Consider the following 22566-nt stretch of genomic DNA (forward strand, 5'->3'; position numbering starts at 1 on the left):
GCACCGGCTTACTCGGCCCAGCGGCCCGGGCCCGGTGATTCGGGCAACACCTGCGCGGACAGCTTGCGGTCCTGGCCCAGCACTTCGATGGCGTCGGCGAGGATGGCGGCCGATTCACGCAACAGCGGATCGGGGCGCTTCTCGGCGAGCTTCTCGCGCTGGGCATCCTTCACGATGTCGCGTTCGGATGCACCCAGGCCATCGTCGGCCAGGTCCTCGGCCAGCGGGTCGAGGGCCAGGCCCAACGCCTTGCGCTCGGTCTGGCGCTGCTTGCGCTGGAGGTCCTGCTTGTCGCGTTCGGCACGGCGTTCGGCTTCGTTGAGCGAGACATACTTCTTGGCGGTCTCGGCGCGGAACTGCGCCACGTCCTCGGACCACCACTGGAATTCCTTGTCCTTGGCCGAACGCGCGGCGTGCATCGCCTGCAGGCGCGGCAGCAGCGGTGCGAAGTTGCCGTACTGCGTGTGCGGCACCGCGGCGATGCGCGTCCACGGCAGCGCATTGTCGTAGGTGCTCTCGCCGTACTCGGTGGCATCCACGCTTACCGGGAACGCGATGTCCGGCACCACGCCCTTGTGCTGGGTGCTGCCACCGGCCACGCGGAAGAACTGCGCGATGGTCAGCTTCACCTGGCCGAAGCGCGCGGTCTCGTTGGCGGGCCAGCGATCCAGGTCGACCAGGTTCTGCACGGTGCCCTTGCCGAAACTGGTCTCGCCGATCACCAGGCCACGACCGTAGTCCTGGATGGCGCCCGCGAAGATCTCCGATGCCGACGCCGAACCGCGATTGATCAGCACGGCCAGCGGACCTTCCCAGGCCACGCCGGTCTTGCGGTCGCTGTTGACCGTCACGCGGCCACCGGATTCGCGCACCTGCACCACCGGGCCCTTGTCGATGAACAGACCGGTCAGTTCAACCGCCTCGTCCAGCGAACCGCCACCGTTGTTGCGCAGGTCCATCACCACGCCGTCAACGCCATCGGCCTTGAACTTGACCAACAGCTTGGCGATATCGCGCGTCGCGGAATTGAAGTCGTTCGGATTGCGGCGACGGCCTTCGAAATCCTGGTAGAACGCAGGCAGCTTGATCACGCCGATGCGGCGCGCCGGCTCGGTTGCGCTTGCCGGCAGCGTGATGGTCTCCGCCTTCGCGGCCTGCTCTTCCAGCTTGACCTTCTGGCGCGTGATGGTGACCAGCGTGTGCTTGCCGTCGATGCCCGCTTCCGCCGGGATGTACTCGATGCGGACCTGGGTGTCCTTCTTGCCGCGGATCTGCGCGACCACGTCGTCGATGCGCCAGCCGATCACGTCGGTCATCGCGCCGGACTTGCCCTGGCCCACGGCCACGATGCGGTCACCCACCTTCAGCTTGCCGCTCAGGTCGGCCGGGCCACCCGGCACGATCTCGCGGATCACCACCAGGTCATCCTGCCGTTGCAGCACCGCGCCGATGCCTTCCAGCGACAGCGACATCGACTGGTTGAAGTTCTCGGCGGTGCGCGGGGTGAAGTAATCGGTGTGCGGATCGATCGCACCGGTGTAGGCATTGAGGAAAGTCTGGAAGACATCCTCGGTCTTCAGCTCGGTGATGCTGCGCTGGAGGTTGGCGTAGCGCTTGTCCAGCGTCTTGCGGATGTCATCGGGCTTCTTGCCGGCCAGCTTCAGGCGCAGCAAGTCGTTCATCACCGACTTCTTCCAGATGCCATCCAGCTCCTGCGTGCTGGCCGCCCAAGGAGCGTCTTCGCGATCGTATTCCCAGCGCTGGTCGCCGGTGAAGTTGAAGTCCTGCTTCAGCAGTGCGCGCGCATAGGCGACACGCTGGTCGACGCGCTGCTTGTAGACGGCGAAAATCTCGTACGCGGGCGCGACGTCGCCACTGCGGATCGCATCGTCCATCTTGGTCTTGTACGGGGAGAAACGCTCCACGTCGGCGGCGGTGAAGAACTGCTTGCCGCCATCCAGCGCTTCCAGGTAACGCTTGAAGACTTCCTGCGACAGCGTGTCATCCAGCGGACGCGGGCGGTAGGCGTAGCGGCTGTCCGACAGCAGGCCGTACACCAGCTTGGAGGTGTTGGACTGGTCGGCGGTCGGTGCCACCGCCACGGCGTCGCCGTCACCGCGGGCGAGCAACGCCAGCGGAGTGGTCAGGGCCAGGGCCAGCAGCAGGACGGGGACTTTCTTCAGTTTCATTGCGTACTCACGGCCCGTGGGCCCGGAAGGCGGTAAAGGATTGGCGGTTCGACATCCGGACAGTGCACAAAGTTGCACGCCTTGTCATCTGCCTTTGGGCAGCCTAGCCGCAGAAACGTAGGAAAAGGTGAACCGTGGCCGTGCCTGCCGGCCGACCACGGAACCCATGACCGGATGCCGCGTGCGCCCGGTCCCGGTCAGGCCCGGATGCCGTGGAAACTCAGGCGACGACGGGAAGCGACCGGGCGGCTTCGGCGGCCTGCTGGTCGGCATGGTAGGACGAGCGCACCAGTGGGCCCGAGGCGACGTGGCTGAACCCCAGCGCGTTGCCGTACAGCTCCAGTTCCTTGAACTCGTCCGGCGTCCAGTAACGCATCACCGGGTGGTGGTGCGCCGTCGGTTGCAGGTACTGGCCGATGGTGACCATGTCCACGTCGTGCGCGCGCAGGTCGCCCAGCGTGGCCTTCACCTGTTCCATGGTCTCGCCCAGGCCCAGCATGATCCCGGACTTGGTCGGCAGGTGCGGGTGCTGCTGCTTGAAACGCTGCAACAGGGTCAGCGACCACTGGTAATCCGCGCCCGGTCGCACGTTGGTGTACAGGTCCGGCACGGTCTCGATGTTGTGGTTGAACACGTCCGGCGGGTTCACGGCCAGGATCTCCAGCGCGCGGTCCATGCGGCCCTTGCCGCGGAAATCCGGGGTCAGGATCTCGATGCGCGTGCTGGGCGAGTGCTCGCGGATGGCGCGGATGCAGTCGACGAAATGCTGGGCGCCGCCGTCGCGCAGGTCATCGCGATCGACGCTGGTGACCACCACGTACTTCAGGCCCATGTCGGCAACGGTCTGGGCCAGGCTCAACGGTTCCGAGGCATCCGGCGGCTTGGGCCGGCCGTGGGCGACATCGCAGAACGAACACCGGCGCGTGCAGACTTCGCCGAGGATCATGAAGGTGGCGGTGCCGTGGCCGAAACATTCATGGATGTTGGGGCAGCTGGCTTCTTCACACACGGTGACCAACCGGTTCTCGCGCAGCTTGGCCTTCAGCCTGGCTACGGAACCGTCGGACGGGATGCGCACGCGGATCCAGGAAGGCTTGCGCAGCACGGGGGCGTCGGCGAACTGCACGGGGGAACGCGAGATCTTGTCGCCCCCCAGCTGTTTGGCGCCCGCCTCGAGCGGAGCCGCCGGGGTGGGGCCGGAGACGACCTGCAGGGGGATTTCCCGGGTCGCGGCCGGGCGTGCGGGGGAATCGTTCATGTCGCGATTCTACTCTTCCGCCCCGCGTGGCCGCAGGCCCGGGCGTGCCGGGCGCGGAACCCAGTGTCTTGCCCTGCCTGCCGGCGAGCGCCGGGGCCCTCGCGCGGGCAATAAAAAAAGCCCGCAATGGCTGGGCCATTAGCGGGCTTGCTCCCTCCCCCACGTCGGGATGCGCGGCCATCGTGAAGGAGCCGTTACGGGTCATGCACGCTGCACTGCAAAACAGAACCGGGCGGTTTACCCAGCCTGTTGCGGACGGAGAAATGTGAATGTCGGCAAAACCCATGCCAGCATTGGATGTTACCGATATCAGACCAATTCACGCATGTAGCAGAAAAACGAGATTACATTCTGGCGTGCCGCAATCTGAATAGGCACCTCACATTCCGGCCGCGCAAAACCGGCTGCCGGCTACCTGATCAGCGGCGGCCGGCTGTCATACCAGTGGCGCGCACGCACGGGATGGAAACGGCGCTGCTGTCCATCCAGCTCCACACCCAGGCTCAGCGCCTTCCAACTGGCGTACAGGTCACCGCGTCGCTGCTTGCCCTGCATGCGCAGTCGCGCCTCCAGCTGGAAACGGTCGTTGTTGGCATGCATGCGGTCCAGCACCAGCACATCGTCCTGCCACTGGACGCGACCATTGACCTGCGCCTGGCCCGCATCGACCAGCTTGTAGACCCAGGCCGGGTATTCCTTCTTGCGCGAGAATAGCGCCAGCAGGAAGCCGACATCCTTCATGGACATATCGGCTTCGCCACCGGCGCTCAGCGGCTTGTCCACGTCCAGCCGCGCGCGGCCCAGGCGTACCCGGGCCCACCAGCCGCTGCGCGATTCGCCGCCGGGCTCGCTGAAACTGATGTTGCGAAGCTGCACGGTGCTGCCGTCGGCGACGAAGGCATGCCGCTTCAGGTCGGCGCGACGCAGGCGCAGGTCCAGGTCGATGTCGCCGCGCAACTGGATGCCGGCCAGGAACATGCGCGTGCCCCGCCCGGCGATGCGCAGCGCGCCATGGCCCACGTCGCCGGCGGCATCCAGCGACAGGTCGCCGCTGAGCAGGCCCGCCCCGCCGTCGAAGCGCATGTGTGCCCGCGGCAGGAAAGGGTTGTAGACGCGCAGGTCGGGCACCGAGGCATTATCGAAGACCACGCGCGCGCGCAGTGTCTCGCGCACCTTGTCGAGCCGTCCGGCCGCATTGAGCGACAACCGCAGGTTGCGCCCCTGCACATAGGGCTTGCCGGGCGCCTTCACCGCGGCCACATGGAACTGGTCCATCACGGCTTCCAGGCGTGGCACCAGTTCGCCGTTCGCGCCGGCATCCAGGCGGATGTCCGCGCGCGCCTTGCCGCGGATGCGGTTGCCCATCACGTCCGCGACCGCCTGCACGCCGGGCACGGTGATGCGGCTGCCCGCCGCCAGCTTTCCGGCATCCACCTGCACGTCGGCGCTGACATCGCCGGCACCGTCGAGCTGAAGCCACGGCGCCTGCGGGAAGAACCCCGACAACCAGCGCAGCGAACTGAAACGCCAGTTGCCCACCACATGCCCCGACGCGCGCGGCAGCAGCGAATGGAAATCGCGCAGCGGCACCCGGTTGCCCCGCAGGCGCAGGTCCGCGTCCAGCGACAGCCGGCCATCCGCACGCGGCGGTACCTTGGCCTTCACCACGATGTCCCGATCCACCGCCAAGGCCAAGCCAAGCGCATCGTTGCGCGCCGCGCCTGCCATGTCATGGCCGCTGACCGGCATGCTCCATTGCAGCGTGCCACCGGGAATGAGAGCCCCACGCGCGAAGGCGAGATCGATGCGTGCCTGTCCCCTGCCCGGCACGAGCTTCACGTCCAGCTCGCCTTGCGGACTGGCCCGCACATCCAGGCCCGACGTCACGCCATCCAGCTTCAGCGCGGCCTCGGTCTTGAGCAGTTTGTCGATACCGCGTGCTTCATCACGCCGATGCCGCGCGATCGCGAATCCGGCCTGCAGCACGCCCTTGCTGAGCACCTCGCGTCCCTCGTGAGTCAGCACCGCTTCGCGGAAGGCGACCTTGGAGGGCATCACTTCCATCGCGCCCCCACGCAGCTGCTTGTAGAAGCCGACCTCGGCACTGCCCACACCCTGCAACTGGATCGCATCGAAGCTGGCCTTGCGCACCGAATCGCTGGTGATGCGTTCGAAATGCAGTTCCCAGCCGCCCTCGCGCGGCGTCGCGGCGGGCAGTTCCTTCGCGACGCGCTGCACGCCGCCGCTGACCTCCGCCACCTGCAGCACCGGCACCCGCACCTGCTTCTTGAGCAGCGGCAACAGGGCGATGCGGCCGGACGCACGCTCCACCCGCGCCTGCCATGCGATGCGGCGGACGTGGCCCTGCAGCGTCGCCTTCGACAGGTTCACCCGCCCCGGCCACCAGGTGCTCCCGGATTCCCAGCGAAGCTGGAACTTCTCCGGCTTGCGGTTGACCGCCCATTCGCCCAGCGGCGTATTGAGGAACACGTTGCCGGCGAGCAGATACAGCAGATAGATCGCCACCAGGGCGAGGACCAGGCGGCGCAGCCACGGCAGCGCGCGTTGCACGACAGGTGGTATCCGTTCCATCCGCGGAGGATGCCTCAATCAGGCACGGGCGCAACCCGCATCCGACGGATGGGCGGCGTCAGGCGGAAAAATGCCCATGGAAGCCCAGTGGAAAGGCATACGGTAGCCAGGCCTGCGCCAACGGGCCCTCCGCCACGCGGCGCGCATCCAGCACGGCGATGCCACTGCGCCCCCGTGCCGCGTCCAGCAGCGTGCCGACCAGCCAGCCATCATCCGGCGCGTGGCTGCCCGGGCGGGCTACGAAGAGGTGTTCTTCCACCAGCACGTCGCGGCCGTACCGATGCACCTGCCGCGTGCCGCGGCCCACGTCGAAGCTGCCGATGGCATTGAAGTACGGCGCGTTGGCTTCACCGTCCTGCAGCGGTGCGTAAAGGCCCGCGGCGCGGGACGCGGGCGTGCGCGCATCGAAGACGGGGAACTCGATGCCGGCGACGCCGGTGTCTTCCCAGCGCGCCGCGCCGCCGCGCAGGTCCAGCACCAGTTCGCGCAGCGCGCCGTGGCCACCCTGGGCGTCAGGCCGGCCATTCATGGCGGCCTGCATCGGCGACCGGGCCTCGTCCAGATCGGAGTGCTTCACCGCACGCAGCGCGATTTCGCCATTGCGCTCGTGCGCATCACCGAAGTGGTAGATCGCGGCGAAATCGGCTTCGAACCAGCGCGCCCGCGAGGGACTGTTCTTGTCCACCACCGCGATGCGCAGGGGCTGGTCCGCCTGGAACCGCATCCGCTGGAAGAACGCGCCCTGCCCGTCGGCATAGTGGTAGGGCATCAGCGCGAAAACGAGGTGCCGGTCGGTCATCGCGAAACTGTGCAGGTAGCCGTGTACGGGGGTTTCCAGCACATCCGCCGACACCAGCGCCCCGTCCGCACCGATATGCCACACCAGCAGGCCGTTGCCGCCCATCATCGAGATGGAACCGAAATTCCACGACGAGCCATCGCGGTCCACCAGCGGATGCGCGGAGAAAGGCAGTGCCGCCAGGTCGGGGCGCCAGGTGACGGGGCCCAGCGTCGTCAGCTGGTCCGGATCCAGTTCGAACGCGGACCCTGCCTCGGACAGCGCGAACAGGCGGCCGTTGATCATGGTGACCGAGGTGTTGGCGGTGTTGGCATCGTCGTTGTTGCGCAGCGGCTGCATGTCGGGGATGGACGTGCCGGCGGTGGGATAGAGGAAGCGGCCCGCTTGCTGCTCGCGGGTGAACTTGGGCGTGGCGACCATGCGCGCGCGATGGGTGACGCGACCCTCGCCGAACGTCCAGCCATGCACCATGCCATCGCCATCGAACCAGTGCTCGTAGCGGAAGCCGGCGCGCTCGGTCCACGCGGGTCCATTGCGATAGAGCGTGCCGGCGAAGCCGGGCGGTAGCCGGCCTTCCAGCTCGACCGTCGCGGGACCCAGCGATGCCGTTTCCACCGACTTCCAGCCGGCCAGCCAGGGGTGCTGCCGCAGGCCGTCGGCGAAGCGCGCGGGGTCGCCCGCATGGGCCAGCTCGCTGCGTAGCAGCACGGGTGTGATGGCCAGCGCGGTGGCGCCGGTGAGGAGGTGGCGGAGGAAACGGCGGCGACTGGTTTCGACGGTGCGCATGGCGTGGTCCTCAGCGCAGGGTGATGTCGATGGACTGGTCGGCCGTCAGCTCGAAGCGCGCCTCGTCCCAGGTCGGCTTGCGCATCACGCGCGGGTTGTTGCTGAAGCCGTAGCCTTCCACCGGCATGCCGATCAGTTGGTTGCTGTCCAGCTTGCCGTTGCCGTTTTCGTCATGCGTGATCATCACCGCGTAAGCGCCGGGTGCCACGTCCTTGAAGACGAACGTCGCGGTTTCCCCATTCGGCGGACCGCCCGTCGCCTGCACCGGCGCCGCCTGGCCGTCCCAGCCTGCCTGGGAATCGACAAGCGCCACTTTCACCAGCCCGGTCTGCGCGCGCACGTCGCGCAGCACGACGGTCAGCTCGGCGGCCTGCGCATGGGCGCAATACACGCTGGCGATCAGGACAACCAGGGCGACGGTACGGCGGGCGGTGCGGTTCATGGCGGGATCTCGGGTGGTGGGCAGTGGAACCAGTCTGCGCACCCGCCCGCGCGGCGTCAGATGCCGGGCGTCATCATTTCGACCTGCCGGAAGTCACACGGGCCAGGGCCAACCCGGGGCGGCTCAGGCGGTTTCCAGCAGCCGGGCCGGCACGGGACCGCCCAGGATGAAGCCCTGCACGGATGGACAACCCAGGGCGCGCAGGATTTCCAGCTGCTCCCTGTCCTCGACGCCCTCGGCGGTAACCGTCATGTCCAGCGAGCGCGCCAGGCTGATCACCGAGGCGATGATCGAACGCGACATGCCGGCCGCGTCTTCCTTGCGCAAGCCGGCCGCGAAGGACTGGTCAAGCTTGATCCGGTCGAACGGCAGTTCACGCAGCTGCGCCATCGACGAATACCCCACGCCGAAGTCGTCGATGGCGATCTGGATGCCGTAATGGCGCAGGCGCCCCAGCATGGCGCGTGCACTGACGGGATCGCGTGCGATCGCCGATTCGGTGATCTCCAGCTCGAGCCGTTGGGGCGGAAACCCGACCCGGTGCAGCACGGCCACTACCGACTCCACGAAGTTCGACGTCGTCAACTGCAGGGGCGACACGTTGACGGACACGCTGATGTCCCAGCGCCAGGCCAGTGCATCGCGACAGGCCTGCTCCAGCACCCACAACCCGATCGGCACGATCAGGCCGCACTCCTCCGCCACCGGGATGAAGGTGGCCGGCGACAGGAATCCATACAGGGGATGGCGCCAGCGCAGCAGGGCTTCGTAGCCGTGCACGCGAAGCTCGTCCGACGTACGCAGCGCAAGATAGTGCAGCTCCAGCTGGCCGGCGCCGGCGGCCAGGGACAGGTCGCTCACCATCGCCAGCCGCTCCTCCAGCCGCTCGCTCATCGCCGGCACATGGAGGCGCGCCGTGTCGCGCCCTTCCTTCTTGGCCACATTGAGCGCGGTGTCGGCGCGCCGCAGCAGCTCTTCCAAGCGCTGGTCGGGCGCCTCGACGAGTGCGCAGCCGATGCTCGCACGTACGTCGACGCGGAAACTGTTGACTTCCTCGGGAACCCGCAGCGCTTCCAGCACGCGTTCAAGGCGGGCCAGCACGGCGGCACCCCGGTCCGGCGCGCGCCCTTCCGAGAGCAGCAGCGCGAATTCGTCACCTCCCAGCCGGGCAAGATAGTCTCCCGGCTGGCACATCGCCTGCAGGCGCGCCGCCACGACGCGCAGGATGTCGTCACCCACGGAGTGACCCAGGCTGTCGTTGACCATCTTGAAGTTGTCCAGGTCGACCAGTGCGATGGCCTGGTAGCCCGTGCCCCGGCCATCGCCTGGCAGCACGGAAAGGAAGGCCCGACGATTGGGCAGGCCCGTCAGGGCATCGTGGTTGGCCAGGTGATGCAGGCGCTGTTCGCGCAGGATGTCTTCCGCTTCGCGTGCGCGTGCATCGGTGACATCGCAGCCCACGCCACGCCATCCTGTCCACTCGCCGGCCTCGGACTTCAGCGGCTTGGCGCTCACCGCCCAACTGCGGACGGTATCCGCGTGCTTCACCTCCACCACGACCCGGCTGAAAGAAACGCCGCTGGCCAACCTTGCACGCAAGGCGTCGGGGCCGACGTCCTGGTCGCTGCGCAGCGAAAGCAGCCGCCGTTGCGAGAACAACCCCGCGATCTCGGCACCGACGATGGTGTCCTCGCTCTTTTCCAGCACCTGCGACAAGCGGACGCTGGCCCGCGTCAGGTGCCCCTGGCAATCGCTTTCCCACAGCCAGTCGTTCGCATTCTGTTCGAAGTCGCGCAACAACAGGCCGATGATCTGCTGCTGGCGCTCGGCCGCCATCTCGGCTTCGATCCGCCGCACCAGCGTGCGTGAAACGAACAACAACGTGATCGTCAGCATCGTCGCGTAACAGCAGAGTTGCGCGATGGTCATGCCCTGCGCCATGAAATCCAGCCGGCCGACGACCAGGCAGGCTGCGACCGTCAGGATGACCAGCCAGAGGAATGCCACCAGTGGCGCGGTGACGCCCACCAGCACGCCGGTCGCGATCAGCGCGGGCGTATATGCCGCCAGCAACAGACGACTGCCATCACTGGCGGCGAGCGGCGCGGCGAGATACAGGCCGACCCCACCGGTGCACGCGCACAGCACGCACCAGAACGCGGACTGTCTGAGATCACTGATCGTGAATGCGCCCTTGTCGCCGCGCTCCATCTGCCGGAGACGGCGCGTGGCCTGGGCGACCCATCCGAGATGCGTGGCCAGCAGGCACAGTGCCCACGCCTGCCAAGCATGACCGGCAAGGAAGGGCGCCATGACATACGCCACGCCGGCACCGGTCAACAACGTGGAGGCGACATGCCACGGCACCATCCGGAACAGGTGGCGCAGCTGTCGATCCAGCAGCACCGCCCGCGCTTCCTCATCCGCATCGGGCAGCGCCCAGCACCTGCGCAACGAACTCCAGAACGACCACATGCGCCATCTCCTGGGCGCCGCCGCCTTCAATGTGAGTAAGTCACATTGATCCCTGCATGCGCTACCGATATTACCCTCTCGTGGTCGGCCCAGGACAACCAACGCATCCTTCGCGGATTTCTCACGCGGCCCGCACCGCACGCGCGGTGCGGCGACGGCGCACCGCGTCGGCCAGCCGGTTCAGTGCCTGCACCGAACGTTCCCAGTCCAGGCAACCGTCGGTGATGCTCTGTCCATAGACCAGCGGCTGCCCCGGCACCAGGTCCTGTCGGCCCCCGACAATGTGACTCTCGACCATCACGCCGACCACCCGTCGTTCGCCTGCTTCCAACTGCGTTGCGATGTCATCGATCACTTGTGGCTGATTGTCGGGATTCTTGCCACTGTTGGCATGGCTCGCATCCACCATCAGGCGCGAGGGCAATCCGGCCTTGACCAGCACCTGGCTGGCGGCGTCGATGCTGGCGGCGTCGTAGTTGGGTGTCATGCCGCCGCGCAGGATCACATGGCAATCGGGATTGCCGGCCGTCGCGGCGATGGCCGATCGTCCGTCCTTGGTCACCGCCAGGAAATGGTGCGGATGCGAGGCCGCGCCCACCGCGTCCACCGCGATCCTGACGTTGCCGTCGGTGCCGTTCTTGAAACCCACCGGGCACGAAAGACCACTGGCCATCTCGCGATGGACCTGGCTTTCGGTGGTACGCGCGCCGATCGCCCCCCACGCCACCAGATCGCTGATGTACTGCGGCGAGATGGTGTCCAGGTACTCGCAACCCGCGGGCAGGCCCAGCGCATTGATGTCGCGCAGCAGGCGGCGCGCCAACCGCAGCCCCTGGTTGATGTTGAAGCTGCCGTCCAGCGCGGGATCATTGATCAGGCCCTTCCAGCCGACCGTCGTGCGCGGCTTTTCGAAGTAGACGCGCATGATGATCTCCAGTTCCGCGCCCAGTGCATCGCGCAGCGGGCGAAGGCGCGTTGCGTATTCGATCGCCGAGGAAGGGTCGTGGATGGAGCACGGGCCGATCACCACGATCAGGCGGTCATCCTGGCCATGCAGGATGCGGTGCACGGCGTCGCGCGCCTCGGACACGGTCTGCGATACGCGCTCGTCGCAGGAAATCTCGGCGATGACGTCGGCGGGGGTGACCAGCGTGTCCAGTGTGCGGATGCGCAGGTCGTCGGTATGGGGGGGCATGGGGTTCTCCGGATCAATAAAAAAGCCGCCAGGTTCGCTGGCGGCTTCAAGGGGATTCTTCTGGTGTGGTACCTAGAATGAATGCTGCCCTTACTCCGCCTGCGGCATCGGATAGCCGTGATACCAGAAATAAAAGCGGGCGAGGGTCAGGTTCATTCCGCGGGCAGTGATAACACGGCTTTCGGGCGATGGCGAATGTTTCATCCGCAACATTGAAGCGGGTCAGCCCGCGGCGAAGAACATCAGGTAGACCAGCCGTCCGTTCTCTGGCGAGGTGCCGAACGCAGGCCCCGCGGTATGCCACAGCCACGGCCGCAGCAGCACCAGCCGGTTGAAGCGCATCGGCACCTGCATGGTCGGCTCCCAAGCGGCATCGTCGTTGCTGTGCTTCTCGATGATTTCCTGGTGCATCTGCGCGTGCGTGGCGAAGCCCATCGCAGCCAGTTCGCCATCCGTGATCGGGGCGCGGTCGGAGTTGCTGGCACGGTGGCGGAAGAATTCGGTGCCGCCGCGGCAGTCTTCCGGCCGACTGAGATACAGGATGCCGGACCAGTAGGCCTGATCGATGTGCACCTTGGCATGGCCGACATCGTCGGCCAGCGTGATGCGGAATTTCGCATGCGACTGCAACGGCGAAATCGGCTTCAGTCGTTCGCCGGTCAACCTTGAAGCCGCGTCGGCCAGGCCGTCGATCTCGATGCGCTCCAGTGAATTTCGCCCGGGAAAAGGGCCCTTCACGTCCGGATACGTCAGGCGCAGGGCAGCGTCGCGCAGGGCGTGGGCGTCCTGGGTGCCCAGGAAATCATCGACAACGATCAGGGAGGTCGGCATGCGGGGAGGCTAGTCGCATGCGTGCCGCAGGACAAGCCACACGCAGCCCGATGGGTGGCCGCATGACGGGCGCCACTGCGTTGGCTTCATGTCTGCGCATCGCGGACGCCACCGAGGGTGTGCCATGTCCCTGAGTCGTCGCCAGCTGCTGGCTGCCCCCGTCGCGCTTGCGGCCACGTCACTGCTGCCGGGTCCGCTGCTGGCGGCCGTGGCTGCGCAAACGCCGCCCTTGCCCGACCTGTCGGACTGGGACGCGGTGCGCGCGCAGTTCGCGCTGGACCCCGCGTATCGCCATTTCGCCTCGTTCTTCATCGCCAGCCATCCCGTACCGGTGCGGGAGGCACTGGAGGGCTATCGGCGGGCGGTGGACGCCAATCCATTCCTGTTCGTCGAACGCGCGATGTTCGAGGATGACGCGCACAATCTTCCCCTGCAGGTCTGCGCGGAAGTCGCCGACTACCTGGGAGGGCGCGGCCAGGACGTCTGCCTGACGCGGAGCACCACCGAAGGCCTGGCACTGGTCTACCACGGGCTGCCACTGCAGCGCGGCGACGAAGTGCTGACCACCGTGCATGACCACTATTCGCACCACGAGTCGATCCGCCTGGCAACGCTGCGCAGCGGTGCGTCGGTGCGGAAGATCGCGCTGTTCAAGGCATCGCACGACGCCAGCACCGACGAGATCGTCGGCACCCTGAAAGCCGCCATCCGCCCGCAGACGAAGGTGGTGGGCGTGACGTGGGTGCATTCCAGCACCGGCATCCGCCTGCCGGTCCGCGAGATCAGCGCGATGCTGCGCGGCCTGCCGCAGCCCCCACTGCTGGTCGTCGATGGCGTGCATGGATTGGGCGCGGCGGACGAGACCATCGCGACGATGGGGGCGGACTACTTCTGCGCCGGCACGCACAAGTGGATGTTCGGTCCGCGTGGCACCGGCATCGTCTGGGCCGATGCGGCGAACTGGGCACGGCTGCGGCCGCTGATCCCCAACTTCTCGGAATTGGAGAGCTACACGGCGTGGACGCAGGACCGCCTGCCCGCCGGCGCCAGCAACGCCGCGCGCATGTCGCCCGGCGGCTTCCATGCGTTCGAGCACCAGTGGGCGCTGGCGGCCGCGTTCCGCATGCACAGGCAGATGGGGCGTGCCCGCGTGGCGACGCGGATCGCCGCGCTCAACGAACAGCTGAAGGCGGGCCTGGCCACGCTGCCGAAGGTAACGGTGCACACACCGCGCAGCGCGGCCCTGTCGGCAGGACTGGTGTCATTCGAAGTGGAGGGCGTCACGCCGCAGGAGGTGGTCAAGCAGTTGCTCGCACGTCGCGTCATCGCCAGCACCAGTCCGTATGCGGTCCCCCATGCACGGCTGGCGCCCAGCCTGGTCAACACGGCCGCGGAGGTGGATGAAGCGCTGGCCGCGGTACGCGCCATCGCGGCCTGACGCGCAAAGAAAAACCCCGCCTCGCGGCGGGGTTCTCCGTGGTGCGGATGGAACGGGAAGCCGGACTCAGAAGTCCATGCCACCCATGCCGCCCATGCCACCGCCGCCCGGCATGGCCGGCTCTTCCTTCTTCGGCGCTTCAGCCACCATCGCTTCGGTGGTGATCATCAGGCCGGCGATGGACGCCGCGTTCTGCAGGGCCGAACGGGTGACCTTGGTCGGGTCCAGGATGCCGAACTCGATCATGTCGCCGAACTCGCCGTTGGCCGCGTTGTAGCCGAAGTTGCCCGAACCGTCCTTGACCTTGTTGACGATCACGGAGGGCTCTTCGCCGGCGTTGGTGACGATTTCGCGCAGCGGGGCTTCCATCGCGCGCAGGGCGATCTGGATGCCGTGGTTCTGGTCTTCGTTGATGCCCTTCAGGCCGGTGATGGCCTGCAGTGCACGGATCAGGGCCACGCCGCCGCCCGGGACCACACCTTCTTCCACCGCCGCACGCGTGGCGTGCAGGGCGTCTTCGACGCGGGCCTTCTTTTCCTTCATTTCGATTTCGGTCGAGGCACCGACCTTGATCACGGCAACGCCGCCGGCCAGCTTGGCCACGCGTTCCTGCAGCTTCTCGCGGTCGTAGTCCGAAGAGGTTTCTTCGATCTGCGCCTTGATCTGGCCGATGCGCGACTGGATGCGCTCGGCATCGCCGGCGCCGTCGATGATGGTGGTGTTCTCCTTCGAGATCACGACCTTCTTCGCACGACCCAGGTCGTTGATGGTGGCCTTCTCCAGCTGCAGGCCGACTTCCTCGGAGATCACCGTGCCGTTGGTCAGCGTGGCGATGTCTTCCAGGATGGCCTTGCGGCGGTCACCGAAGCCCGGCGCCTTGACGGCGGCGACCTTCACGATGCCACGGATGGTGTTGACCACCAGGGTGGCCAGCGCTTCGCCTTCCACTTCCTCGGCCACGATCAGCAGCGGCTTGCCGGCCTTGGCGACGCCTTCCAGCACCGGCAGCAGTTCGCGGACGTTGGAGACCTTCTTGTCGTGGATCAGGATGAAGGGGTCGTCGAATTCGACCTGCTGCGACTGCTGGTTGTTGATGAAGTACGGCGACAGGTAGCCGCGGTCGAACTGCATGCCCTCGACCACGTCCAGCTCGTTCTCAAGGCCCGAACCTTCCTCAACCGTGATCACGCCTTCCTTGCCGACCTTCTTCATGGCTTCGGCGATGATGTCGCCGATGTTGCTGTCGGAGTTGGCGGAGATGGTGCCGACCTGGGCGATGGCCTTGTCGTCGGCGGTGGGCTTGCTGATCTTCTTCAGCTCGGCCACGGCGGCGACCACGGCCTTGTCGATGCCGCGCTTCAGATCCATCGGGTTCATGCCGGCGGCGACCGCCTTGGAACCTTCACGGATCAGCGCCTGCGCCAGCACGGTGGCGGTGGTGGTGCCGTCGCCGGCGTTGTCGGAGGTCTTGGAAGCGACTTCCTTCACCATCTGCGCGCCCATGTTCTCGAACTTGTCAGCCAGTTCGATTTCCTTGGCGACGGACACGCCGTCCTTGGTGATGGTGGGGGCGCCGAAGCTCTTCTCGAGCACGACGTTGCGGCCCTTCGGGCCCAGGGTGGCCTTGACGGCATTGGCGAGAATGTTCACGCCGCGCACCATGCGCGTACGAGCGTCTTCGCCGAAACGAATGTCCTTGGCAGCCATTGCGATTACCTCAGTTCTGAAAAAGGTTCAGTGATGAAAAGGGGTGCGGAATCCGCGGCGATCAGCCGAGGATCGCGAAGATGTCGTCTTCCTTGACCACCAGGAAGTCGGTGCCGTCCAGCTTCACTTCGGTGCCGCTGTACTTGCCGAACAGCACCTTGTCGCCGACCTTGACGAGCGGGGCACGCACGCTGCCGTTGTCCAGCACCTTGCCGGCGCCCACGGCGATGACTTCGCCCTTGATCGGCTTCTCGGTGGCCGAGTCGGGGATCACGATGCCACCGGCGGACACCTTCTCTTCTTCCATACGCTTGATGACCACGCGGTCGTACAGCGGCTTGATATTGCTCATTTCAATCCTCTTAAGTGATTGATTGCACTGGGAAAGGGGTGGCGATGTTAGCACTCTCCACGGGAGACTGCCAACGCCACGGGCACAAAAACCCGGCCAGGCCGGGATGCAGCAGATGTTGGGATGGGCCGGCGCGATTCAAGGGCCGCCTGCAAAGAAATCGCAGGGCCGGTCCGGCGGGCCGGTCTGCGATAATCGCCGGCCCATGCCTGTACTCCTCGTCCTGTCCACCTGCCCCGATGCCGAGACCGCCGACCGGATGGCGCGCGCCCTGGTGGACGAACGACTGGCCGCCTGCGTCAGCGCCCTGCCCGGCGTCGTGTCGACCTACCGCTGGGAAGGCAAGGTGGAGCAGGCCACCGAGGTCCAGTTGCTGATCAAGACCAGCCCGGACCGGCTGGAGGCACTGACCAGCCGACTTGTCGAGCTGCACCCCTATGAACTGCCGGAGGTGCTGGTGGTCGAAACCGCCAGCGGCCTGGCCGCCTACGCGGACTGGGTGGCCGACCAGACCCGTGCCGACTGACCCTGCCCGAGCGACCCGATGACCCTGATCCGCACCCTGCTCGCCTTCCTGCTGCTGCCGCTGGCCGCGCTGACCGCCCAACCGGCGGCGGCGATCACCCAGGACGACCTGCTGCCGGTGGACGAGGCCTTCGTGCTGACGGCCAGTGCGCCCAGCCGGGACCGCATCGAGATCCGCTGGAAGATCACCGAGGGCTACTACCTCTATCGCCACCGCACCAGCGTGGAAGCGGGGACCGGCTTTGCCGCGCAGCCGCTGCAGATGCCCAAGGGCAAGGCGTACCGCGATGAATTCTTCGGCGACGTGGAAACCTACCGCGGCGACCTGCTCGCCATCCTTCCCGGCCAGGCCGCGGCGGGCGCCGACAGCGTCAGCCTGAAGATCAGGTACCAGGGCTGCGCCGACGCCGGCATCTGCTATCCGCCGCAGACCCGCACGCTGACCGTGGCATTGCCCGTGGAAGGCGGCGGCAGGGACGCGGGCTTCACGCCCCTGACCGGGCCGGGGCTGCAGGCCGGCTCACTGCTGGGCAAGCCGGCGACCGGGGCGGTGGACGCGCTGCCATTGCCTGCCGAACAGGCGTTCGCGTTCGAGGCGATCGCGTTCGACGGCAACCAGCTGCTGCTGCGCTTCACGCCGGCCCGCGGCTACTACGTGTACCGCGACCGCACGTCGATGGCGCTGGAAGGCGACCCGGCCGTGTCCTTGCTGGCCCCGCGCTGGCCGGCCGGCGTCGCGCACCGCGACGAACACTTCGGCGAGGTGACGGTCTACTTCGACCAGGCGGAAGTACCCGTCCCGCTGCGGCGCACGCACGCCAAGGCGACGCAGGCGACGTTGCGGGTCACGTTCCAGGGGTGCCAGGCTGACGGCATCTGTTATCCACCGATGACCCGCCGGGTGAAGCTGTCGCTTCCGGCCGGCGAGGTGACGCCTGCGGACGCACCTGCCCCCGCCGTCGCTCCGTTGATCGAACCGCTGCCGGGCGCGGCGGTGGCCGGCGCGACCGATGCGACGCCTGCCGGTGCCGAGGCGGCATCGGCGGATGCACCGCCCGCCGATGTCGAACGCACGCGCCCGCCGGAGGATGTCCTGGCGCGCAGCCAGCGGGGACCCACCACGCTGTTCGCGGCACTCGCGCTGGCGCTGCTGGGCGGCCTGATCCTCAACCTGATGCCGTGCGTGTTGCCGGTGCTGTCGCTGAAGGCGCTGTCGCTGGCCGAGAGCGGGCGCAGCGGGGGATACGCACGGCGCAGCGCGCTCTGGTACACCGCCGGCGTGCTGGTGAGTTTCGTCGCGGTGGGCGCGCTGGCCATTTCGCTGCGCGCCGCCGGCCAGGCACTGGGCTGGGGTTTCCAGCTGCAGCAGCCCTGGGTGGTGGGATTGCTGGCGTACGTGATGTTCGCCGTGGGCCTGAGCCTGTCGGGCGTGTTCGCCGTCGGCTATCGGCTGGCGGGGGCCGGCCATGGACTGATGCAGCGCACGGGGCCGGCGGGCGATTTCTTCACCGGCGTGCTGGCCGTGGTGGTGGCCAGCCCGTGCACGGCACCGTTCATGGGGTTGGCGCTGGCCTATGCCTTCACGGCGCCGACTGTGCTGGCCCTGCTGGTGTTCGCGGTGCTGGGCCTGGGCCTGGCCCTGCCCTTCCTGTTGATCGGCTTCATTCCCGCGCTGGCCAACCGCCTGCCGCGCCCGGGCACATGGATGGAAACGCTGAAGCAGGTGCTGGCGTTCCCGATGTATCTCACCGCCGCGTGGTTGCTGTGGGTGCTGGGCAAGCAGCGCGGCATCGATGCGGTGGGGCTGGCCTTGGCCGGACTGGTCGTACTGGCACTGGGGCTGTGGTGGTTCCAGCGCCTTCGCCTGCGCAGCGCCCCGCTGCAGCGAACGCTGTCCGTGCTGGTGGTGGTGGCATCGCTGCTGCCGCTGGCGCTGGCGCACCGCCTGCCGCAGGCGACGCGCGCCGCGGTGACCGAGCCGGGCCAGGTGGCGTATTCCGCCGAACGCCTGGCGGCGCTGCGCGCCGAAGGCCGCATCGTTTTCGTCGACATGACCGCCGACTGGTGCGTCACCTGCAAGGCCAATGAAAAGGCCGTGCTGGACAAGCCGGCCTTCCGCGAGCTGTTGGCATCGCACGAGGCGGTGATGATGACCGGCGACTGGACCAACGTGGACCCGGCCATCACCACCTTCCTGGAAGAGCACAAGGCGGTCGGCGTGCCGCTCTACGTGGTGTATCCGCGCGACGGCGGCGAAGGCGAGGTGCTTCCCACCGTACTGACCCACGAGCTGGTCAGCGACGCCCTGGCACGGGCGGCGCGATGAAGGCGACCACCCCGCGCATCCTGCTGGTGGCGGTTCTGGCAGGCGGACTGGGCCTGCTGGCCAGCGCCTGGTTCAACGGCAATCCACTGTGGCGCACGGCCCCCGGCGAGCGCGCCCTGCACGCCGCCGTGAACGCGACGGCGCCCGCGCCTCCCGCCGGGTTCACGCCCGCGGGGATCGGCGACCCCATGCCGCGCATCGCACTGCCCGGACTGGACGGCAAGATCGTCGATCTGGCCGCGAACCACCCCGGCAGGCGCCTGCTGATCAATGTCTGGGCCAGCTGGTGCGGGCCCTGCATCGAAGAGATGCCCGAACTGGAACGGTTCGCGGCCTCGCAAGCGAACGACGGCGTGCAGGTGATCGGGCTGGCCCTGGACACGCCCGAGGGCGTCCGCGATTTCCTGTCACGGGTACCGGTCAGCTACCCCATCGTGCTGGATACCCCCGGCCCGGCCGATGCCAGCGTCTGGCTGGGCAATGCCAAGGGCGTGCTGCCGTATACCGTGCTGGTGGGTGCCGATGGCCGCATCGTCCGGCAGAAGGTGGGACCGTTCCAGCACGGCGAGATCAGTGGCTGGGTCGACTGACAGCGCCATCGCTCAAGATCGTCGAACAGGCAGGCTTCCTGCCTTCACGGGGCCCTCACTGACGCGTCGCCGACGGCATCGCGCCGCCGAAAGCCGCAGGCGCCACGGATCCCGCGTGATCGCCGCCGGAATTCAAACAATCGATTAAAACGAGGCAAACTTCGGCGAACTGGACAGCATCGCCGGGTTCAAGCAGACTGCCGCCCTTCCGCTGGAGACGCGAATGGCGAAGCTGCTGGTCCTGCATGGCCCCAACCTCAACCTGCTCGGCACGCGCGAGCCGGAGGTCTATGGCCACGCGACCCTGGCAGACATCGACCTGGCGCTGACGGCCCAGGCCAAGACCGCCGGCCACCAGCTGGAAAGCGTCCAGTCGAACGCCGAGCATGTCCTGGTCGAACGCGTGCAGGCCGCCCGCACCGACGGCACCGATTTCATCCTGATCAACCCCGCCGCCTTCACCCACACCTCCGTCGCCCTGCGCGACGCACTGGCCGCGGTGGCCCTGCCTTACATCGAAATCCACCTGTCCAACCCGCATACCCGCGAACCGTTCCGCCATACCAGCTACTTCAGCGACAAGGCGGTCGGCGTGGTCTGCGGTTTCGGCGCCGACAGCTACCGCTACGCCCTGGACGCCGCGCTGGCCCGGGTGGCAGCCGCATGACCCACGACGACAACACCCCGTTCCGACGCGCCGGCTGAAAGCCGCCCGTCCCGCCGGCGCGCCGCGCCGCCGCCTTCTTTCCACCGCTGCATCCACCGTATACGAGGCCCCTATGGATCTCCGCAAAATCAAGAAACTGATCGACCTGCTGGAAGAGTCGAACCTGGCAGAAATCGAGATCAAGGAAGGCGAGGAATCCGTGCGCCTGGCCCGCACGCCGAAGGGCGGCTACGCCGTGCCGGCCCCCGCGCCCGTGGCGTACGCCGAACCGCGCCCGGCCGCGCCGATGCCGATGAGCTCGCCGACCGAGGCCTCCACGGGCGGTTCGGCCAAGCCCGGCAACAACCTGCCCGACGGCCACGTGGTGCGCGCACCGATGGTCGGCACCTTCTACGCCTCGCCGTCGCCGGAGAAGCCCGCGTTCGTCAGCGTCGGCCAGGCCGTCAAGGCCGGCGACACGCTGGCCATCATCGAAGCCATGAAGATGTTCAACCCCATCGAGGCCGACGTATCCGGCACCGTGCTGGCGATCCTGACCGAAAGCGGCCAGCCGATCGAGTTCGACCAGCCGCTGTTCGTCATCGGGTGATTGGTGATTCGTGAGAAGTGATTCGCAAGAGCGACCACACCAGCGACTGGATGTCTGGCGTGACGCCATGGACCTTGTCACGATCATCTACGCATATTCAGCAGGCTTCCCTCAAGAAGAGAGATTTGGACTGACTTCGCAGATTAGGCGTGCAGCAGTAAGCGTTCCATCGAATATAGCGGAAGGTGCGGCACGCAAATCCACACCCGAACTGGTTCGCTTTCTATCCATCGCGCGCGGTTCGCTTTCCGAACTGGATACTCAGATTGAAATCGCCATCCGGCTTGGATTTGCCTCCCCGTCGCCCGAACTGCAATCCACGCTCGACCGTACATTCGCCAGGTTGAACGCACTGATGACCAGCGTCAGCAGAACGACCCCCGAATCACCCATCACCAATCACGAATCACGGCCCTCCCATGCTCGATAAAGTCGTCATCGCCAACCGGGGTGAGATCGCGCTGCGCATCCTGCGCGCCTGCCACACCCTGGGCATCCGCACGGTCGCGGTGCATTCCACCGTCGACCGCAACCTCAAGCACGTGGCCATGGCCGACGAGTCGGTCTGCATCGGCCCGGCCGCGTCGAAGGACAGCTACCTCAACATCCCGGCGATCATCGCCGCTGCCGAGGTGACCGACGCGCAGGCCATCCACCCGGGCTACGGCTTCCTGTCGGAGAACGCCGACTTCGCCGAGCGCGTGGAGCAGTCCGGCTTCATCTTCATCGGCCCCAAGGCCGACACCATCCGCATGATGGGCGACAAGGTCGAGGCGATCCGCGCGATGAAGGCCGCCGGTGTGCCGTGCGTGCCGGGCAGCGGTGGTCCGCTGGGCGACGACATCGTCGCCAACACCAAGATCGCGCGCGAGATCGGCTACCCGGTGATCATCAAGGCCGCCGGCGGCGGTGGTGGCCGCGGCATGCGCGTGGTGCATGTCGAAGGCGCACTGAAGGCCGCCATCGAGACCACCAAGTCCGAAGCCAAGGCCGCGTTCGGCAATGGCGAGGTCTACATGGAGAAGTTCCTGGAGAATCCGCGCCACGTGGAGATCCAGGTGCTGGCCGACGGCCAGGGCAACGCCATCCACCTGGGCGAGCGCGACTGCTCGATGCAGCGCCGCCACCAGAAGGTGGTGGAGGAAGCACCGGCCCCCGGCATCAGCGACGAACAGCGCGCGGAAATCGGCAAGGTCTGCGTGGAAGCCTGCCTGCGCATCGGTTACCGCGGTGCCGGCACGTTCGAATTCCTGTACGAGGACGGCCGCTTCTACTTCATCGAGATGAACACCCGCATCCAGGTGGAGCATCCCGTCACCGAGCGCATCACCGGCATCGACCTGGTGTGCGAGCAGTTGAAGATCGCCGCCGGGCAGAAGCTGGGCATCAAGCAGTCCGACATCGTGATGCGCGGCCATGCCATCGAGTGCCGCATCAATGCGGAAGATCCGGATACGTTCATGCCGCACCCGGGCCTGATCCAGCACTTCCATCCGCCGGGTGGCCCGGGCGTGCGCGTGGATACGCACATCTACGAAGGCTACCGCGTGCCGCCGAACTACGATTCGATGATCGGCAAGCTGATCGTGCACGGTCCCGACCGCGAAACCGCCATCGCGCGCATGCGCGTGGCGCTCAGCGAGATGGTGGTGGACGGCATCAAGACGAACATCCCGCTGCAGCAGCGCATCATGCGCGACCAGGGGTTCCAGGCTGGCGGCCAGAACATCCACTACCTGGAAAAGCGCCTGGCCGAGCGCAAGAACAAGACCATCGCACTGGTCTGAAGCGACTCGCATGGCAGG

18 protein-coding genes are annotated in these 22566 nt (G+C 67.1%); 8 read left to right on the forward strand and 10 right to left on the reverse strand.

The annotated features are described in order from the left end of the window. Positions 1-8: 8 nt before the first annotated feature. The 8 genes from OVA13_RS11515 to OVA13_RS11550 form a co-directional block, all read right to left on the reverse strand. Positions 9-2189 carry a carboxy terminal-processing peptidase gene (locus OVA13_RS11515; RefSeq protein ID WP_267790620.1) on the reverse strand — a complete coding sequence of 727 codons (2181 nt, stop codon included), beginning with the start codon at positions 2187-2189 and terminating at the stop codon, positions 9-11. Between the two features lie 220 nt (positions 2190-2409). Then, entirely contained in the window at positions 2410-3447 is a 1038-nt protein-coding gene (gene lipA, locus OVA13_RS11520) for a lipoyl synthase (protein ID WP_267790621.1), read from the reverse strand. A 411-nt stretch (positions 3448-3858) separates the two neighbouring features. Beyond that, positions 3859-6018, reverse strand: a complete 2160-nt coding sequence (locus OVA13_RS11525) for a hypothetical protein (RefSeq protein ID WP_267790622.1) — start codon at positions 6016-6018, stop codon at positions 3859-3861. 79 nt (positions 6019-6097) lie between these two features. Beyond that, positions 6098-7624 (reverse strand): carotenoid oxygenase family protein, encoded by a 1527-nt coding sequence (locus tag OVA13_RS11530; RefSeq protein WP_267790623.1) that lies wholly within the window; start codon positions 7622-7624, stop codon positions 6098-6100. A gap of 10 nt (positions 7625-7634) precedes the next feature. Further along, positions 7635-8066, reverse strand: a complete 432-nt coding sequence (locus OVA13_RS11535) for a DUF2141 domain-containing protein (protein ID WP_267790624.1) — start codon at positions 8064-8066, stop codon at positions 7635-7637. A 123-nt stretch (positions 8067-8189) separates the two neighbouring features. Then, positions 8190-10541: an EAL domain-containing protein gene (locus OVA13_RS11540; RefSeq protein WP_267790625.1), complete on the reverse strand. Its 2352-nt coding sequence runs from the start codon at positions 10539-10541 to the stop codon at positions 8190-8192. Positions 10542-10662: 121 nt separating this feature from the next. Beyond that, a complete protein-coding gene (locus OVA13_RS11545) occupies positions 10663-11736 on the reverse strand; it encodes a 3-deoxy-7-phosphoheptulonate synthase (protein WP_267790626.1) in 1074 nt (357 codons plus the stop codon). Positions 11737-11958: 222 nt separating this feature from the next. Further along, a complete protein-coding gene (locus OVA13_RS11550; RefSeq protein ID WP_267790627.1) occupies positions 11959-12567 on the reverse strand; it encodes a DUF6445 family protein in 609 nt (202 codons plus the stop codon). Between the two features lie 124 nt (positions 12568-12691). Between OVA13_RS11550 and OVA13_RS11555 the strand changes: the two genes are divergently transcribed. Further along, on the forward strand, positions 12692-14005 hold the full coding sequence (locus OVA13_RS11555; protein WP_267790628.1) for an aminotransferase class V-fold PLP-dependent enzyme: 1314 nt from the start codon (positions 12692-12694) through the stop codon (positions 14003-14005). Between the two features lie 66 nt (positions 14006-14071). Here OVA13_RS11555 and groL read toward each other — a convergent pair whose 3' ends face one another. Then, entirely contained in the window at positions 14072-15712 is a 1641-nt protein-coding gene (groL, locus tag OVA13_RS11560) for a chaperonin GroEL (RefSeq protein ID WP_267790629.1), read from the reverse strand. A gap of 61 nt (positions 15713-15773) precedes the next feature. After that, on the reverse strand, positions 15774-16064 hold the full coding sequence (gene groES, locus OVA13_RS11565) for a co-chaperone GroES (RefSeq protein ID WP_267790630.1): 291 nt from the start codon (positions 16062-16064) through the stop codon (positions 15774-15776). A gap of 205 nt (positions 16065-16269) precedes the next feature. On the opposite strand from groES, the gene cutA reads away from it, so the two are divergent. From cutA to accC, 7 genes are all read left to right on the forward strand, one after another. After that, entirely contained in the window at positions 16270-16590 is a 321-nt protein-coding gene (gene cutA, locus OVA13_RS11570; protein ID WP_267790631.1) for a divalent-cation tolerance protein CutA, read from the forward strand. A gap of 18 nt (positions 16591-16608) precedes the next feature. Beyond that, positions 16609-18915: a protein-disulfide reductase DsbD family protein gene (locus OVA13_RS11575; RefSeq protein WP_267790632.1), complete on the forward strand. Its 2307-nt coding sequence runs from the start codon at positions 16609-16611 to the stop codon at positions 18913-18915. After that, on the forward strand, positions 18912-19505 hold the full coding sequence (locus tag OVA13_RS11580; RefSeq protein WP_267790633.1) for a TlpA family protein disulfide reductase: 594 nt from the start codon (positions 18912-18914) through the stop codon (positions 19503-19505). The genes OVA13_RS11575 and OVA13_RS11580 overlap by 4 nt, the downstream gene beginning before the upstream one ends. 223 nt (positions 19506-19728) lie before the next feature. Beyond that, positions 19729-20172, forward strand: a complete 444-nt coding sequence (aroQ, locus tag OVA13_RS11585) for a type II 3-dehydroquinate dehydratase (RefSeq protein WP_267790634.1) — start codon at positions 19729-19731, stop codon at positions 20170-20172. A 112-nt stretch (positions 20173-20284) separates the two neighbouring features. Continuing rightward, a complete protein-coding gene (gene accB, locus OVA13_RS11590) occupies positions 20285-20761 on the forward strand; it encodes an acetyl-CoA carboxylase biotin carboxyl carrier protein (RefSeq protein ID WP_267790635.1) in 477 nt (158 codons plus the stop codon). A 10-nt stretch (positions 20762-20771) separates the two neighbouring features. Next, positions 20772-21191 carry a four helix bundle protein gene (locus OVA13_RS11595; protein ID WP_267790636.1) on the forward strand — a complete coding sequence of 140 codons (420 nt, stop codon included), beginning with the start codon at positions 20772-20774 and terminating at the stop codon, positions 21189-21191. Beyond that, positions 21181-22548, forward strand: coding sequence for an acetyl-CoA carboxylase biotin carboxylase subunit (accC, locus tag OVA13_RS11600; RefSeq protein WP_267790637.1), 1368 nt, complete (start codon positions 21181-21183; stop codon positions 22546-22548). The genes OVA13_RS11595 and accC overlap by 11 nt, the downstream gene beginning before the upstream one ends. Positions 22549-22566: the final 18 nt, after the last annotated feature.

The organism is Pseudoxanthomonas sp. SL93 (assembly GCF_026625825.1).
Classification (GTDB): domain Bacteria; phylum Pseudomonadota; class Gammaproteobacteria; order Xanthomonadales; family Xanthomonadaceae; genus Pseudoxanthomonas_A.

Excerpts from the sequence above, each read along its gene's own strand:
- OVA13_RS11530 (WP_267790623.1), bottom strand. The coding sequence starts at position 7,624 with ATGCGCACCGTCGAAACCAGTCGCCGCCGTTTCCTCCGCCACCTCCTC.
- OVA13_RS11550 (WP_267790627.1), bottom strand. The coding sequence starts at position 12,567 with ATGCCGACCTCCCTGATCGTTGTCGATGATTTCCTGGGCACCCAGGAC.
- lipA (WP_267790621.1), bottom strand. The coding sequence starts at position 3,447 with ATGAACGATTCCCCCGCACGCCCGGCCGCGACCCGGGAAATCCCCCTG.
- OVA13_RS11555 (WP_267790628.1), top strand. The coding sequence starts at position 12,692 with ATGTCCCTGAGTCGTCGCCAGCTGCTGGCTGCCCCCGTCGCGCTTGCG.
- aroQ (WP_267790634.1), top strand. The coding sequence starts at position 19,729 with ATGGCGAAGCTGCTGGTCCTGCATGGCCCCAACCTCAACCTGCTCGGC.
- groL (WP_267790629.1), bottom strand. The coding sequence starts at position 15,712 with ATGGCTGCCAAGGACATTCGTTTCGGCGAAGACGCTCGTACGCGCATG.
- OVA13_RS11580 (WP_267790633.1), top strand. The coding sequence starts at position 18,912 with ATGAAGGCGACCACCCCGCGCATCCTGCTGGTGGCGGTTCTGGCAGGC.
- OVA13_RS11545 (WP_267790626.1), bottom strand. The coding sequence starts at position 11,736 with ATGCCCCCCCATACCGACGACCTGCGCATCCGCACACTGGACACGCTG.
- OVA13_RS11515 (WP_267790620.1), bottom strand. The coding sequence starts at position 2,189 with ATGAAACTGAAGAAAGTCCCCGTCCTGCTGCTGGCCCTGGCCCTGACC.
- OVA13_RS11535 (WP_267790624.1), bottom strand. The coding sequence starts at position 8,066 with ATGAACCGCACCGCCCGCCGTACCGTCGCCCTGGTTGTCCTGATCGCC.
- accC (WP_267790637.1), top strand. The coding sequence starts at position 21,181 with ATGCTCGATAAAGTCGTCATCGCCAACCGGGGTGAGATCGCGCTGCGC.
- groES (WP_267790630.1), bottom strand. The coding sequence starts at position 16,064 with ATGAGCAATATCAAGCCGCTGTACGACCGCGTGGTCATCAAGCGTATG.
- cutA (WP_267790631.1), top strand. The coding sequence starts at position 16,270 with ATGCCTGTACTCCTCGTCCTGTCCACCTGCCCCGATGCCGAGACCGCC.
- accB (WP_267790635.1), top strand. The coding sequence starts at position 20,285 with ATGGATCTCCGCAAAATCAAGAAACTGATCGACCTGCTGGAAGAGTCG.
- OVA13_RS11540 (WP_267790625.1), bottom strand. The coding sequence starts at position 10,541 with ATGTGGTCGTTCTGGAGTTCGTTGCGCAGGTGCTGGGCGCTGCCCGAT.
- OVA13_RS11575 (WP_267790632.1), top strand. The coding sequence starts at position 16,609 with ATGACCCTGATCCGCACCCTGCTCGCCTTCCTGCTGCTGCCGCTGGCC.